Source organism: Thiorhodococcus minor, assembly GCF_010820565.1.
In the GTDB taxonomy this organism is placed as follows: domain Bacteria; phylum Pseudomonadota; class Gammaproteobacteria; order Chromatiales; family Chromatiaceae; genus Thiorhodococcus; species Thiorhodococcus minor.
The window spans coordinates 1-13,071 of sequence record NZ_JAAIJQ010000075.1; the positions used below are offsets into that span (position 1 = coordinate 1).

General features: G+C 63.7%; 11 protein-coding genes and 1 tRNA gene. 5 read left to right on the forward strand and 7 right to left on the reverse strand.

Going from position 1 to position 13,071, the window contains the following annotated elements; all coding sequences use genetic code 11:
* Window positions 1-263: 263 nt before the first annotated feature.
* Window positions 264-986: a hypothetical protein gene (locus G3446_RS19865; RefSeq protein ID WP_164454649.1), complete on the reverse strand. Its 723-nt coding sequence runs from the start codon at window positions 984-986 to the stop codon at window positions 264-266.
* A gap of 86 nt (window positions 987-1,072) precedes the next feature.
* On the opposite strand from G3446_RS19865, the gene G3446_RS19870 reads away from it, so the two are divergent.
* The 3 genes from G3446_RS19870 to G3446_RS19880 all read left to right on the forward strand — a co-directional run bounded on the left by G3446_RS19870 (window position 1,073) and on the right by G3446_RS19880 (window position 2,764).
* Window positions 1,073-1,522 (forward strand): OmpA family protein, encoded by a 450-nt coding sequence (locus G3446_RS19870; protein ID WP_164454650.1) that lies wholly within the window; start codon window positions 1,073-1,075, stop codon window positions 1,520-1,522.
* Between the two features lie 234 nt (window positions 1,523-1,756).
* Window positions 1,757-1,939 carry a hypothetical protein gene (locus G3446_RS19875; protein WP_164454651.1) on the forward strand — a complete coding sequence of 61 codons (183 nt, stop codon included), beginning with the start codon at window positions 1,757-1,759 and terminating at the stop codon, window positions 1,937-1,939.
* 276 nt (window positions 1,940-2,215) lie between these two features.
* Window positions 2,216-2,764, forward strand: coding sequence for a CsbD family protein (locus tag G3446_RS19880; RefSeq protein WP_209262524.1), 549 nt, complete (start codon window positions 2,216-2,218; stop codon window positions 2,762-2,764).
* Here G3446_RS19880 and G3446_RS19885 read toward each other — a convergent pair.
* The 3 genes from G3446_RS19885 to G3446_RS19895 all read right to left on the reverse strand — a co-directional run bounded on the left by G3446_RS19885 (window position 2,750) and on the right by G3446_RS19895 (window position 7,430).
* Window positions 2,750-4,177 carry a ribonucleotide-diphosphate reductase subunit beta gene (locus tag G3446_RS19885; RefSeq protein WP_164454653.1) on the reverse strand — a complete coding sequence of 476 codons (1,428 nt, stop codon included), beginning with the start codon at window positions 4,175-4,177 and terminating at the stop codon, window positions 2,750-2,752. The two genes, G3446_RS19880 and G3446_RS19885, sit on opposite strands and share 15 nt — an antisense overlap.
* A 432-nt stretch (window positions 4,178-4,609) precedes the next feature.
* Window positions 4,610-5,110, reverse strand: a complete 501-nt coding sequence (locus G3446_RS19890) for a hypothetical protein (RefSeq protein ID WP_164454654.1) — start codon at window positions 5,108-5,110, stop codon at window positions 4,610-4,612.
* A gap of 601 nt (window positions 5,111-5,711) precedes the next feature.
* A complete protein-coding gene (locus tag G3446_RS19895; RefSeq protein ID WP_164454655.1) occupies window positions 5,712-7,430 on the reverse strand; it encodes a potassium/proton antiporter in 1,719 nt (572 codons plus the stop codon).
* 821 nt (window positions 7,431-8,251) lie between these two features.
* On the opposite strand from G3446_RS19895, the gene hcp reads away from it, so the two are divergent.
* The gene (gene hcp / locus G3446_RS19900) at window positions 8,252-9,544 is read left to right on the forward strand and encodes a hydroxylamine reductase (protein ID WP_164454656.1); all 1,293 of its coding nucleotides are present in this window, start codon (window positions 8,252-8,254) and stop codon (window positions 9,542-9,544) included.
* Window positions 9,545-9,595: 51 nt separating this feature from the next.
* On the opposite strand, the gene ruvB is transcribed toward hcp, so the two are convergent.
* Window positions 9,596-10,648, reverse strand: coding sequence for a Holliday junction branch migration DNA helicase RuvB (gene ruvB / locus G3446_RS19905; protein ID WP_164454657.1), 1,053 nt, complete (start codon window positions 10,646-10,648; stop codon window positions 9,596-9,598).
* A 150-nt stretch (window positions 10,649-10,798) separates the two neighbouring features.
* Window positions 10,799-12,280 carry an FAD-linked oxidase C-terminal domain-containing protein gene (locus tag G3446_RS19910; RefSeq protein WP_164454658.1) on the reverse strand — a complete coding sequence of 494 codons (1,482 nt, stop codon included), beginning with the start codon at window positions 12,278-12,280 and terminating at the stop codon, window positions 10,799-10,801.
* A 184-nt stretch (window positions 12,281-12,464) separates the two neighbouring features.
* Between G3446_RS19910 and G3446_RS19915 the strand changes: the two genes are divergently transcribed.
* Window positions 12,465-12,540, forward strand: a tRNA-Thr gene (locus G3446_RS19915).
* Between the two features lie 168 nt (window positions 12,541-12,708).
* Here the strand turns inward: G3446_RS19915 and G3446_RS19920 are convergent.
* Window positions 12,709-13,044 (reverse strand): hypothetical protein, encoded by a 336-nt coding sequence (locus G3446_RS19920; RefSeq protein ID WP_164454647.1) that lies wholly within the window; start codon window positions 13,042-13,044, stop codon window positions 12,709-12,711.
* Between the last annotated feature and the right edge of the window lie 27 nt (window positions 13,045-13,071).

Sequence of the window (13,071 nt, forward strand, 5' to 3'; positions counted from 1 at the left end):
GCGCCCCCCCCCCCCCCCCCCCCCCCCCCCCCCCCACCCCCCGGTTATTGTTCCAACTTTGGGGGGGCCCGGGCCCCCCCCCCGGGGCCGGGGTGTTTGTGGGCCCCCCGGGGGGGGGGCGACTCCACGACTGCGTGCCCAAGCCCGGCCTACTCAGAATCGCTCGGTCTCACCTGAGCGCATGAGGCCTCGGGCAGAGCACTCGGATCTGCTGCCGCTAGAGCGCGGCTCGGCTTCGAGGGGTATCCGGCTGCTCGGGACGATCAGTCGCACAGCGTGCCGACTGATCTCGGATAGAGGTTTAGCTTGTCCAAAGGGGGCAGCCAGGGTTTGCGTCCTGCCTTCCAATCGCGAATCGGGGAGACGAAGGGCAGATGACCATGGGGGCGGAACCAAGAGTCGATGGCCCAGGTGTCCCCGGTCGACGCGTCGATGAGGGTGGCTGTCCAGTGTACGTCCACGGTGAATTTGTCCCGCGCGACTGGCTCACCAAGCTGCCAGTCATCCCAGGCGCCGAGATCCTTGAGGATTGCCAGAAAGGTCGAGGTGTTGGTGGCGTTATCGACGCAGTCCGTGCGCCCCTCCAGGCCCGCGTCCTTGTCGTTGATGCCCAGGTCATTGGCGAGTACGGGAACGTACTTGCGCGTCAGCAGCTCCATCTGCCAGATGCCGATCCGGACGCGCTGCAATCGCTCGCGGATGCTAGCGCCGCGGCAGGCGCGGACCTGGCGGAGAGCACGCGCGGTCTCTACTGGTGTGATCTCGACGCGAGCAGTTTCGGCGCAGGACCAGTTGTAGCAAATAGAGAGGCTCACGCCGCCCTGATCGGTGATCTCGTAGTCGGGCACCAATGGTGCGACGACTAAGGGCGCGTCGATGGCTTTGAGCGTGCCCGCCGATGACACTGGGGCTGAGGTGAGAATTGCGCTGGCGATGATGAGTCGAGCTGAATGCAAGGCGGCACCGGAAAGAATTGACTTAGCCATTCGTGCTCCAATGTAATGGATCGCGGCCTGCTTCTGGTGCATGAATCATCGGTTGCGGCCAGTCTGGAAAACCTAAGGAGAATAACATGACCGAACGCTCTGCCCACATTGGGCTTGTATTGGGGATCCTTGCTACGCTCATACTTGCCGGCTGCTCCACTGCGCCGAAGAACGAGCCGCCACCGCCGGCTCCAGCACCGACATTTACGCTCGAGGGGGTCAATTTCGCGAATGACTCGGACCGGCTCAACGCGACGGCCGATAGCATTCTGCAAGAGGCTGCCGCCACGCTGAAGACCATGCCGGATACCCAATACGAGGTTGCCGGGCATACCGACAGCAACGCGAGCGACGCCTACAATCTCGACCTCTCCGAGCGTCGGGCCAATCGCGTGCGTAGCCGCCTGATCGACCTGGGCGTCTCCCCAAGCCAGCTGGCCGCGAACGGTTATGGCGAGAGCCAGCCAATCGCCGACAATTCGACTGCAGCGGGCCGTGCCGCCAACCGCCGTGTCGAGATCAAGCCGCTCTACTGACGGCATCAGCGCGAGGAGCGCCCTGGGGGCGCTCCTCGGTCAAGCCAATGCTCTCCGCTTGCTACCAGCCATCGCCCCGATCAGGGGGTTATCGGACGCTCGCTCCGTCATCTCGTCTGGGATCACGCGCAGCTAGGGCGCGGGCTGGCCGGAGCCGACCGAACACAGGACCGCCGGGCTTCGGCATCACCCTGGCGGTTGCTCCAGCCGCTTCACTGCGAGTCTGGCCAGACCTTGTCAGTCCAGTTCACCTGGCACCCAAAACGCTTGCGGAAGGGCGGCGTGGCCGTGGTGTTGTCCATTCCTGAGCAGCTAGTACAGGCCGTCCGCGCCGGGACCTGGACCGCGGTCTCGACCTCCTCGACCTACCACAAGGCGCCGATGCCCGATATGGGCCGTTTCACCTCGGGCGGCTAGGTGCGCCTGCCAATCATCAGCAGATGACCCCGGAGCGCCGATCCGGCGAGGACTTCGGGATTATGTCGAGCGAGTAGAAGTCCGCATTTGCTTGGCAAGGTTCTTCTGGTAAATCGCACGCTCAGGCGAGGCGGATCTATAGGGTGCGATTCGCAGGATCCGACGATCTCGATCTGCACAGCCGGCCTAAGGTGCGCAGGGGCCGTCCGGGCGGCAACGGTCGGCTGACCGGCTGGCATTGACGGCAAACGTCGCCGCAGGGCCGATTGCTGAGCGATGCCTGGTGTTTCCGCCGACAGGACTGCGAGAGGACAGACCGCGGTGCAAAGGGTTCGGGTCAAGGGAAGGTGGCGCCAGGTCAAGGGCTCGGCTTGTGCCAAATGGGGCGAGCTCACTGACGACGAGATCGAGGAGCTTGACGGCAATCGACAAGGGATGGTCGGCAAGATGCAGGCGCATGACGGAATCGCCAAGCAAGAGGCCGAGAGGCAGGTTGACGAGAGTGCCAAGTCTGACCACAAGAGCGATTTCCAGGAAGCTTGTGCCAGAGAGGAGGTCGAGGCGCCGGCTTCATCGCTCGGCCGAGCGGCGTCGGGTCGGATCAGCCGCTCAATGCGTGGGAGCGGCGCCCCGCCGCGACTGAGGCGGTCGGAGCTGATCCGTCGCGCCGCGGCGGTGCTCCCACGCAATGCCTGCCCGATGGCGCGTGATCGAATCGCCTTTGGTAAGAAGACTCTCGGAAATCGCCTCAGTCCGGTAGCGAAGGATTCGGCATCTTCACGGACCCGAGCAGTGGCGACGGCCAGCCGCTCAGTCCCACTTTAGCGCGCCGCCAGTTTGATACTCGGTGACCCGGGTTTCGAAGAAATTCTTCTCCTTTTTTAGGTCGAGAACTTCCGACATCCATGGGAAGGGGTTGCCGACGCCTGGGTACTGCTCCGGCAAGCCGATCTGGGCGCAGCGCCTGTTGGCGATGAACTGCAGATATTCCTCGAACATCGGGGCGTTCAATCCTAGCACGCCGCGCGGCATGGTTTCATGCGCGTACTGCGACTCCAAGGCGACCGCCTCGCGAATCATGTCGATCAGCTCTTGCTTGAAGGCTGGGGTCCAGAGGTGTGGATTCTCGATCTTGATCTGATTGATGACGTCGATGCCGAAATTCATGTGCATCGACTCATCACGCAGGATGTACTGGAACTGCTCGGCGGTGCCGGTCATCTTGTTGCGTCGGCCCATGCTCAGTACCTGCACGAAGCCGACATAGAAGAAGATGCCCTCGAAAATCACATAGAAGGCGACAAGCTCGCGCAACAGCTTCTGGTCGGTCTCGGGTGTGCCGGTTGCGAAGTGTGGGTCGGCCAGGAACTGGGTGTAGGGCAGCGCCCACTCGGCCTTGCGCGCGATGGATGGCACTTCGCGGTACATGTTGAAGATCTCGCCCTCGTCCAGGCCCAAGCTCTCCACGACATACTGATAGGCGTGGGTGTGGAGCGCCTCCTCGAAGGCCTGCCTCAGGAGATACTGGCGGCACTCGGGGTTGGTGATGTGGCGATACACGGCGAGCACGAGGTTGTTCGCGACCAGTGAGTCCGCCGTGGAAAAGAAGCCCAGGTTGCGTTTGATGATGGTGCGCTCGTCCTCGGTGAGACCCTCGGGATCCTTCCAGAGCGCGATGTCCGCGTTCATGTTGATCTCTTGCGGCATCCAATGGTTGGCGCAGGCGTCCAGGTACTTTTGCCAGGCCCAATCGTACTTGAAGGGGACGAGCTGATTGAGGTCGGCGCGGCAGTTGATGATCTTCTTGTCATCGACCTGAATGCGGCCGGCACCGAGCTCCAGGCTTTCCAAGCCGGTCGCGCCGCCGCCGCTGGCGGCGGTGGCAGCGTCGTGCTCGCCAGCAGGCATTGTGGCCTTGGGCTGCCTGGGCGGCGTCGGGGCCAGCGTATCCTCGAAGGGCAGGGCTTCCTGGGCCGTGTCCGAGGCGGCGAAGGGATCTGGATCGACCACGGGCGCATGTCCCGCGGTTGCCATCAGCGCCTCATTGCCGACGATGCCTTGGCCCGGCCTGACGTGGCTCTCGGTCGCATGCGGACGCTGGTGGCTGGGCGATGAGGTACTGCTCTCCCACAGCTCGAGCGCTGGCGCTTCGCCAAGGTGATCTGGCACTGGCTCGCTCGCTGCCTGGCGGTTGTTGCTAGGGCTTGCGCCCGCGAGAGGGTCGTCCCAGTTCAGCATGATGGCGTCCTCGCGTTGGGGTTGCTGGAGAGAGTCTGGTCTTGGTGATTTATTGACGTGCTCGGCTGTCGGGTAGCGTCAACCGACGTCCGCGTTCTTATTGGCGAGCGATGCGCTGTCTGTGGCGACGAGCGTCTGTCACCAGTCGAGAGTGTAGGGTATCGAGCGCTGTCGTCCAAGCCTTTCCGCACCATATATTGTGTGCCTGCTTGTCTTGTGGTGCTTTATATAGTGCTCTTGGCGGAAGCGGAAAAGACGCTGAGGTGATTTCCGGAAATCACCTGAGTCAGCGCCTTCGCTCGTCTGAACGGCGGTCGAGCCGAGGGAAGCGGGGGATCGCGAGGGTGCCTTGGCACCGACGGCGTCGTCAGGAAGGTGATCGGTCAGTCGGCGCCGCAGCGGGAGCGGCGCCGACTTCGATGCGGGAGGATCTCAGGCGGCGCTGGAGGCCGGGTCGTTGTGCTCGACCCAGAGCTTGCGATCGGACCCGGCGACCAGAGTCTGCTTTCCGGGATTGATGGCGTGCACCTTGGTGGTGGTCATCGCGGATGAGGGCTCGGAGGGCGGACTGATCTGCTGCCGGCTTGGAAGGTAGGAGGCGATGAGCGCATAGAGGGCATCCGCTGCCTGTTTGGCGTCGTCGACTGGCAGGTGGTCGAAGCAGATCATCGTGGGCTTCACGCGCAGATAGGAGTCGGCTACCGCGAAACGCTCGAAGATGGCGCGCGCCTCTCGCTCCAAGGTGGCGAAGCTCGCGCGGATTTTGGCATCACAGCAGACGGGCAGGGTCACGAAGTCCCAAAGCACATCGGCAACGGCTTCGCCACTGCGCACGACCACATAGGGCGTCTGAGTCTTGCGGCAAGTCTCGAACCAGTCTGTGTCCGTAAAGCTCTCTTTGGCGTCGACCAGATCAAAGGGCGCATCTGACATGGGCTTTACTCTCTAGTAGTTCCCTGAGGTATTGGTTTTGGTTATCTCAGTTCGCTGTCCTGGGTCGGCAATACGCCAGCCTGGCGACCAGATCGGCCCAGTCGCAGAGGCCGTGCCGATTCGCGAATCACTCCAGGATCAAGGATGAACCGGAGCGGCTTGAATGTCGATAATGGATGTCCCTTATATACCTCAAAATTCTTCCCGCGGTTGACTGTGGCTGGGCTTTTATGTCTAAGAAACAGCGACTTGAAAAATAGCCACTCAAAGCATGGTTTTCGGGTGTGCTATTTTGGCAACACTTGCTTCATTGCACCGCCTTAGAGCGGATCCTCATAGGCTCAGTCGATTGTTTGTCAGTTGACCCTTGCCTCGTTCATTGACCGGGCAATGGGTCTTGTGACGATCCTGCGGTGATCGTCGCGTCGTTTCCTCTGCGATGGCTCCGGTAACCTTCGCGCTCGCTTGTCCAACGGCTGGCTCGATGATCGAGGCCCGCGCGAGCGGCACCGGCCGATCCCCATGCGCAGGCACGTCAGCGCCGCCACCAGGGGTACGGATGGAAGTCATTGATTGGCCGATTCTAAACGGCTAGATGGCGCTATCGCGGCAGCTTGAGGCCCACTTGCGTCACCATGTCGTCGTCCTCTGCCTTGACGACAAGTGCGATGCTCTCGAGCTGGATGCGGTCGCCGACGACCGGGTGGGCATTGAGCTGACCTCGGATGAGGGCGTCCAAGGTGAGATTCGAGTCCAAGTCGGGCAGGCTCATCCCATAGACGGCGCATAGGCTGCCGAGCTTGGCGTCGCCCTTGAGGACGAACTCGCCAAAGACGGCAAGCTCTGTCAGGCGCTCCGACGCGGGCTCTGGCACGAAGAGTCGGTCTAGCTCTGGGATGTGCTTGGGGTCCGCGATCAGATAGAGGTGATCGCCTGGCTTCGGATCGAGAGGAATGAGATCGTCTAGAAGGTGCTGGTTGCGCACCACGGCGACCAGGCGCGTATCGGTTGGCAGGTGCGGCTCAACGTGCCTCTCCGTGATGATGGGCGCGTTCTCGGCAAGCCGATAACCGACCAGCTCCAGCTCGCGCTGGCCTGGGATGTCCAGCTCGACCCGTTGCACCAAATGTGTCGAGGGTGGCAGCTCGAGCTTCAGCACACGGGCGAGCGCGGCGACGGTCCAGCCTTGGATGAGCAGGGATACCAGGACCACGAAGAAGACGATGTTGAAGTAGATCTGCGCCTCTTCCAGGCCGGCGAGCAGGGGGAAGAGCGCCAGGATGATGGGCACGGCGCCGCGCAGTCCGACCCAGCCGACGAAGACCTGCTCGCGCCAGGGAAAGCGAAAGGGCAGCAAGCATAGCCAGACCGCAATGGGGCGTGCGGCCAGGATGAGAACGCCGGCGATCAGCAGAGCATCGTCCGCTACGGGCAGCAGCTCTGAGGGTGTGACGAGCAGCCCCAGCATCAAGAACATTCCGATCTGTGCCAGACGGGCGATTCCGTCATGAAAGCGTGTGATCTCCACGCGTTGCTGCAGCGGACGATTGCCGATCACGAGTCCGGCCAGGTAGATGGCGAGGAAGCCGCTGCCATCCAGTACCGCCGTGATTCCGAACAAGCCGAGCCCCCCCGCCATCGCCGCGAGCGGATAGAGGCCGGGCGACATCTCGAGTCGGTTGATCAGCCAGACGATCCCGAAGCCACCCGCGATGCCGATCAGGGCCCCTAGACCCATTTGGTACACAAGCTCCTTCAGAATGAACAGGCCGGGATTGCCTGCATCCCCGAGCAGCAGCTCGATGAGCACCACGGTGAGGAAGACGGCCATGGGATCGTTGCTGCCGGACTCGATCTCGAGCGTTGCACCGACGCGCTGCTTGAGCTCCAGTCCTTGCGAGCGCAGGACCGAAAAGACGGCCGCGGCATCTGTCGATCCAACGATGGCGCCGAGCAGCAGCCCCTGCATCCACGTGAGCCCAAGCAACCAGGCGGCGAAGAAGCCCGTGATGCCTGCCGTCATGCCGACGCCAATGGTTGCCAGGCCGAGCGCCGGTCTCAGTCCGACCCGGAAGTCCTTATAGGGTGTCGCCAGACCACCGTCGAACAGGATGATCGCGAGCGCCAAGCTGCCGAGCAGGTGGGCGAGCTGGACGTCGTGGAACTGGATGCCGCCGGGGCCGTCGACGCCGAGCAGCATCCCGATGACCAGAAAGACCAGGAGCAAGGGTGCGCCGAGGCGGCTCGTCACCACGCTTGCCAGCACGCTGATGAGCAGCACGGCGGCGCCGATGAGGATGATCTGGTTGGTTAGCTCCATGTGAGAGCGCGCCCTTTTGCTGCGAGGGTGAGCGGTATTGAGGCGGCGAGTGGACTCGGGCGCACCCTGAAAATGCTGTCCGATCCTCGATCGCGCCGGCCTGGGAGATCCAAGTATTTGAAGCCCTGGGACACTGGCTAGGTTGGGGATGGTGCCTCAGCCCGACGGACGCGGAATCTCTTTACGGTTTGGCCCCGCGAGACTGCGGGCGTGGTCTGCCGAGCGAAGGCCCTGCCGGATGTGCTGAGCGTTCACGAGTGCGCCGCGCCTTTCACCAAGGAGCTGTCCATGTCTTGTTTCCCGATTTGGGTCTCTGGTGACGCAGCTCCAGCTGCGTCACCCGCGAGACGAAGCTCCGCTTCGCGAGTCTGAGGAGAAGCCCTGCTTTCGGCCTGGTGCAGGGGCCGGAAGTGCTCGGCGTCGTGAAGCAGCGCTTCGTCGCCGAGGTCACGAAGCAGGAGCTTTGTGACCATAACAGCGGGAGGCAGTGGACGGACACTTCCCAAATTGCCGCGATGGCTTCGAAAGCGGCCAGTATAGCCGTTGCGATCGGGAGATTGCCTGCCTTCCAGACGCCGTGCAGGCGAGCCGCGCAATCGGATCTCTGAATAGGTCTCCACCCTTCGGCTCGAGCGGACGCCTGGCGGTGCCATCGGCTCATCGCGAAGCCGCCGCGCGCCACTTGAGGGCCTTGACCTCAGTCAAGGCCCGACGCCCGTCATGTCGCGAGACTGCCGCCCGTGCAGCGACCTGGCAGCGGACTAGGGCCCGGATGCAGGTCGCTGCCTCAGGCTTCAACATCCGAATTCCCCGAGGTCGCCATGTTCTGCAACCAGTGTGAGCAAACCTTTCGTCAAACCGCCTGCGTCAACTCTCCCGGCGTTTGCGGGAAGGATGCCGATATCCAGTCCCTGCAAGAGATCTTGCTCTACGGCCTCAAGGGGATGGCGGCCTACGCGCACCACGCGCGACGCATGGGCAAGTATGACGAGGACGTCTCGGCTTTCATCGAAGAAGCCTTGTTCGCCACCATGACGAACGTGAATTTCGACGCCGAGAGCCTCTTGGCCTATTGCCTCAAATGCGGCGAGATGAATCTGCGCGTGATGGAGCTGCTCGACGCCGGCCATGTCGAGACCTTTGGCAAGCCATCGCCGACCCAGGTGCAGGAGGGGACGCGAGCCGGACCCGGCATCCTCATCACCGGCCATGATCTCGTCGACCTCTGGAATCTGCTCCGGCAGGGGGAAGGTACGGATATCAAGGTCTATACCCACGGCGAGATGCTCCCCGCGCACATGTATCCGAAGCTGCGCGAGCATCCCAATCTGGCGGGCCACTACGGCGGGGCCTGGCAAGATCAGAAGAAGGAATTCGCGGTCTTTCCCGGCCCCGTCGTCGGCACGACCAACTGCGTGCTCATCCCGCCGGACAGCTACAAGGGACGGCTCTTCACCATGCGGGCGACCGCGGTTCCGGGCAGTCAGTGCCTGCTCGACGACGATTTCAGGCCGGTGATCGAAGAGGCGCGCCGCTGCGAGCCCTGCGAGGAGAAGATCCTCGGCGAGTCCACGATCGGCTTCCACCGCAGCGTGCTGCTGGATCAGGCGCAGACCATCGTGGACGCCGTCAAGGCGGGAAAGATCAGTCACTTCTTCGTCATCGGCGGCTGCGACGGCGCGGAGAAGGGGCGCAACTACTTCAGCGACTATGCCCAGAGCACGCCGGCGGACTCCTTCATCCTGACCCTGGGCTGCGGCAAGTACCGCATTCGCGATCACGACTACGGCGAGCACCTTGGCCTGCCGCGCCTGATGGACATGGGACAATGCAATGATGCCTATGGCGCCATCTCAGTCGCCGTCGCTTTGGCCAAGGCCTTCGACTGCGGCGTGAACGATTTGCCGCTGACCTTGGTCATCAGCTGGTTCGAGCAGAAGGCCGTCGCTGTGCTGCTGACGCTCCTGAGCCTTGGCGTCACGGGCATCACGCTCGGTCCGAATCCGCCCGGGTTCGTGAGCCCGAACGTCTTCAAGATTCTGCAAGAGCGGTTCGATCTACGTTTGACGGGGGATGATCCGCAGGCCGATCTGCGGGTTGCGATCGGGGCCTGAAGTCGATCTATGCGCCTGCGGCGGCGGCAGCCGGTTTCGAAGACCTCGAGCTCAGTTGCCCGTCGCGTCGAAGAGATCTGCGGTCGCGCCGTTCGCCGTCGCGCCGGGCCGTTTGAGCCCGAAGTGCTGATAGGCGGACTGCGTGGCCATGCGGCCCCGCGGCGTGCGCATCAGGTAGCCCTGCTGGATGAGAAAGGGCTCGACCACGTCCTCGATGGTCCCGCGCTCCTCGCCGATGGCGGCCGCCAGACTCTCGACCCCGACGGGGCCACCGTCGAACTTGTCGATCACCGCCTCCAGCAGGCGCCTGTCCATGTGGTCGAAGCCCTGGGCATCGACCTTCAGCATCGAGAGGGCCTTGTCGGCCACCTCCGCCGTGATGCAGCCGTTGGCCTTCACCTGGGCATAGTCGCGCACCCGCCGCAGCAGCCGGTTGGCGATGCGCGGGGTGCCACGCGAGCGGCGTGCGATCTCCGCCGCGCCGCTGGTCTCGGTCTCGATGGCGAGGATTTGGGCCGAGCGCCGCACGATGTGCGTGAGGTCCTCGGCCGAGTAGTACTCCAGCCGCTGGACGATGCCGAAGCGATCGCGCAGCGGCGAGGTGAGCAGGCCGGCGCGCGTGGTCGCACCGACCAGCGTGAAAGGCGGGATATCCAGCTTGATGGACCGCGCGGCCGGTCCTTCGCCGATCATGATGTCGAGCTGGAAGTCCTCCATGGCTGGATAGAGGACCTCTTCGACGACCGGGCTCAGGCGATGGATCTCGTCGACGAAGAGCACGTCCCCGGACTCTAGGTTGGTCAGCAGGGCCGCCAGGTCGCCGGGCTTCTCGAGCACTGGGCCGGACGTCTGGCGCAGGTTGACCTGCATTTCATGGGCGATGATGTGCGAGAGGGTGGTCTTGCCCAGCCCGGGCGGGCCGAAGATCAGCACGTGATCCAGCGCCTCGCCGCGCGCCCGTGCCGCACCGATGAAGATCTCCATCTGCTCGCGCACCGCCGGCTGCCCCACATAGTCCTCGAGTCGCCGCGGCCGGATGGCTCGGTCCAGGGTTTGGTCGTCGGTCGCGGCGTCTGGGCTGATCAGTCGGTCTGGGTCGGTCATCGGAATCTGGCTCGGAGGGGATGGATGGCGGCCAACATCCTAACCTCGACCGCGTCGGCACCGCAGCTCGGATAGAGACGCGCCACCGCGGCGCGTCCAGACTGGCAGGCGCTGGAGGGGCGCGCAGCCGGTTGGCGCGGGGAGGGCGGGTCAGTGCCGGTGCGCGCGGTCCGGGAGCTGGCGGTACTCCGAGCAGCGTCGCGGCGTCGGCACCCCCTTGCCCGGATTGAGCAGCGACCTGGGGTCGAACGCCTCCTTCACGGCATGGAACTGGCGCAGCTCCTCCGGCGAGAACTGGACACACATCTGATTGATCTTCTCGATGCCGACGCCGTGCTCGCCCGTGATGGTGCCGCCGACCTCGACGCAGAGCTCCAGGATGCGCCCGCCCAGCTCCTCGGTGCGCTCCAGCTCGCCCGGCTTGTTGGCGTCGAAGAGGATCAATGGATGCATGTTGCCGTCGCCCGCGTGAAAGACGTTGGCGACGCGGAGGTCGTACTCCTTCGACAGCTCCGCGGTGCGCTTCAGGACTTCAGGGAGGGCGCGTCTTGGAATGGTGCCGTCCATGCAGTAGTAGTCCGGGGAGATCCGCCCGACCGCCGGAAATGCCGACTTGCGGCCCTGCCAGAAGCGAATGCGCTCGGCGTCGTTCTGAGAGGTCCGCACCTCGGTCGCGCCGCTCGCGAGCAGAAGCTCGCGCACTTGCATGATCTGCTCCGAGACTTCCTGATTGGTCCCATCCAGCTCACAGAGCAGGATGGCCGCCGCATCCGTGGGATAACCGGCATGCACAAAGTCCTCGGCCGCCTGGATGGCCGGTCCGTCCATCATCTCGAGCCCCGCCGGGATGATACCGGCCGCAATGATCTCCCCGACGGCCAGGCCTGCCTTCTCGACGTCGTCATAGGCCGCTAGCAGCGCCTGGGCGCGCTCCGGCACGGGAAGCAGTTTCACCGTGACCTCGACCGTCACACCCAGCATGCCTTCGGAGCCGATGTAGAGCGCGAGCAGGTCGTAGCCTGCCGCGTCGAGCGCCTCCGAGCCCAGCTGTACCAGCTCGCCCTCCATGGTGACGAAGGTCACCGCCAGGACGTTATGCACGGTGAGCCCGTACTTCAGGCAATGCACGCCGCCGGAGTTCTCGGCCACATTGCCCCCAATGGTGCAGGCGATCTGACTGGACGGGTCGGGTGCATAGTAGAGCCCATGCATCATGGCCGCTTCCGTGATGGCCAAGTTGCGCACACCGGGCTGCACGCGCGCCGTTCGCGCAACCGGATCCAGCTCGAGGATCTGATTGAAACGCGCCAAGCTCAACACGATGCCGTCACCCAGAGGCAGTGCGCCGCCCGAGAGTCCCGTTCCGGCACCGCGCGCAACCACGGGCACCTCTCGCTCGTAGCAGGTCTTGAGAACGCGCCGAACTTCCTCCACCGTGCGCGGTAGCACGACTAGCAGCGGCAGCTGTCGGTAAGCGGAGAGTCCATCGCACTCGTAGGGCTGTACCTCCTCCCGCCGCTCCAGCACGGCGTCCTCGGGCAAAAAGGCACGCAACGTTGCGACCAGCTCGGCGCGTCTGGTGGCGAGGCCAGGATCATCGAACGCCATCTGAGCGGGCTGAAGGAGGCTCATGCGATATCCTCAAGTCGGGAATTTGCTCCAGACACCCGAGACTATGGTCAGCGCGCCCCACAGTAAAGGCGCGTCCGCAAGCATCGAGGCCGAATTAGGCAGTTGAGCGCGAAAGGCGCAGGACGCTATACTTCGCCTCCTGCGAGGACACCGGACTTACCGTGCCGGCCTCGTCCCACATCACGCTGGCGTAGCTCAGTTGGTAGAGCAGCTGATTTGTAATCAGCAGGTCGGGGGTTCGAATCCGTCCGCCAGCTCCATAGAAAACAAGGGCTTAGCTTAACGGCTAGGCCCTTTTTCTTTGCCGTATGGCGTTTTAGGTGACGCTATAGGTGACAAGTGCCGATTGAGCGATGTTGCAGGGCTGGATCCCAAATCCAATCCTTCAGAGACAAAAAACCCGCCACAAGGGCGGGTCTGAAATCTCGTCACTGACGCCTTCGTTCCAGCTCCCGCAGATCATCCGGGCAGCCAGCCGCAAGCCACTCTCTGAACTCGGCCTCTAGCGCCGGGTCCGGCTCGACCGGCTCACCGGGCGCCCGCGGTCTCGCCTCCAGCTCCTCGAGGAGAACGGCCTTCTCCCGCTCCAGCCGGTCGATCAGGGCCTTGGCTTCGGCCAATTCCCGTTCCAGTGCCTCGACTCGATTCGCGTCAGTGACGCCATTGGCGCCAGCCTTCAGGCGCTCCATGTAGCGACGCTGGCGCTCGGCACCGGTCAGGGCCTTGCCGGTTGACTTGCGACCGCGCTTCTTGGGCTCGCGCATGGGGGCATTCCTGTCAGTGACGATACT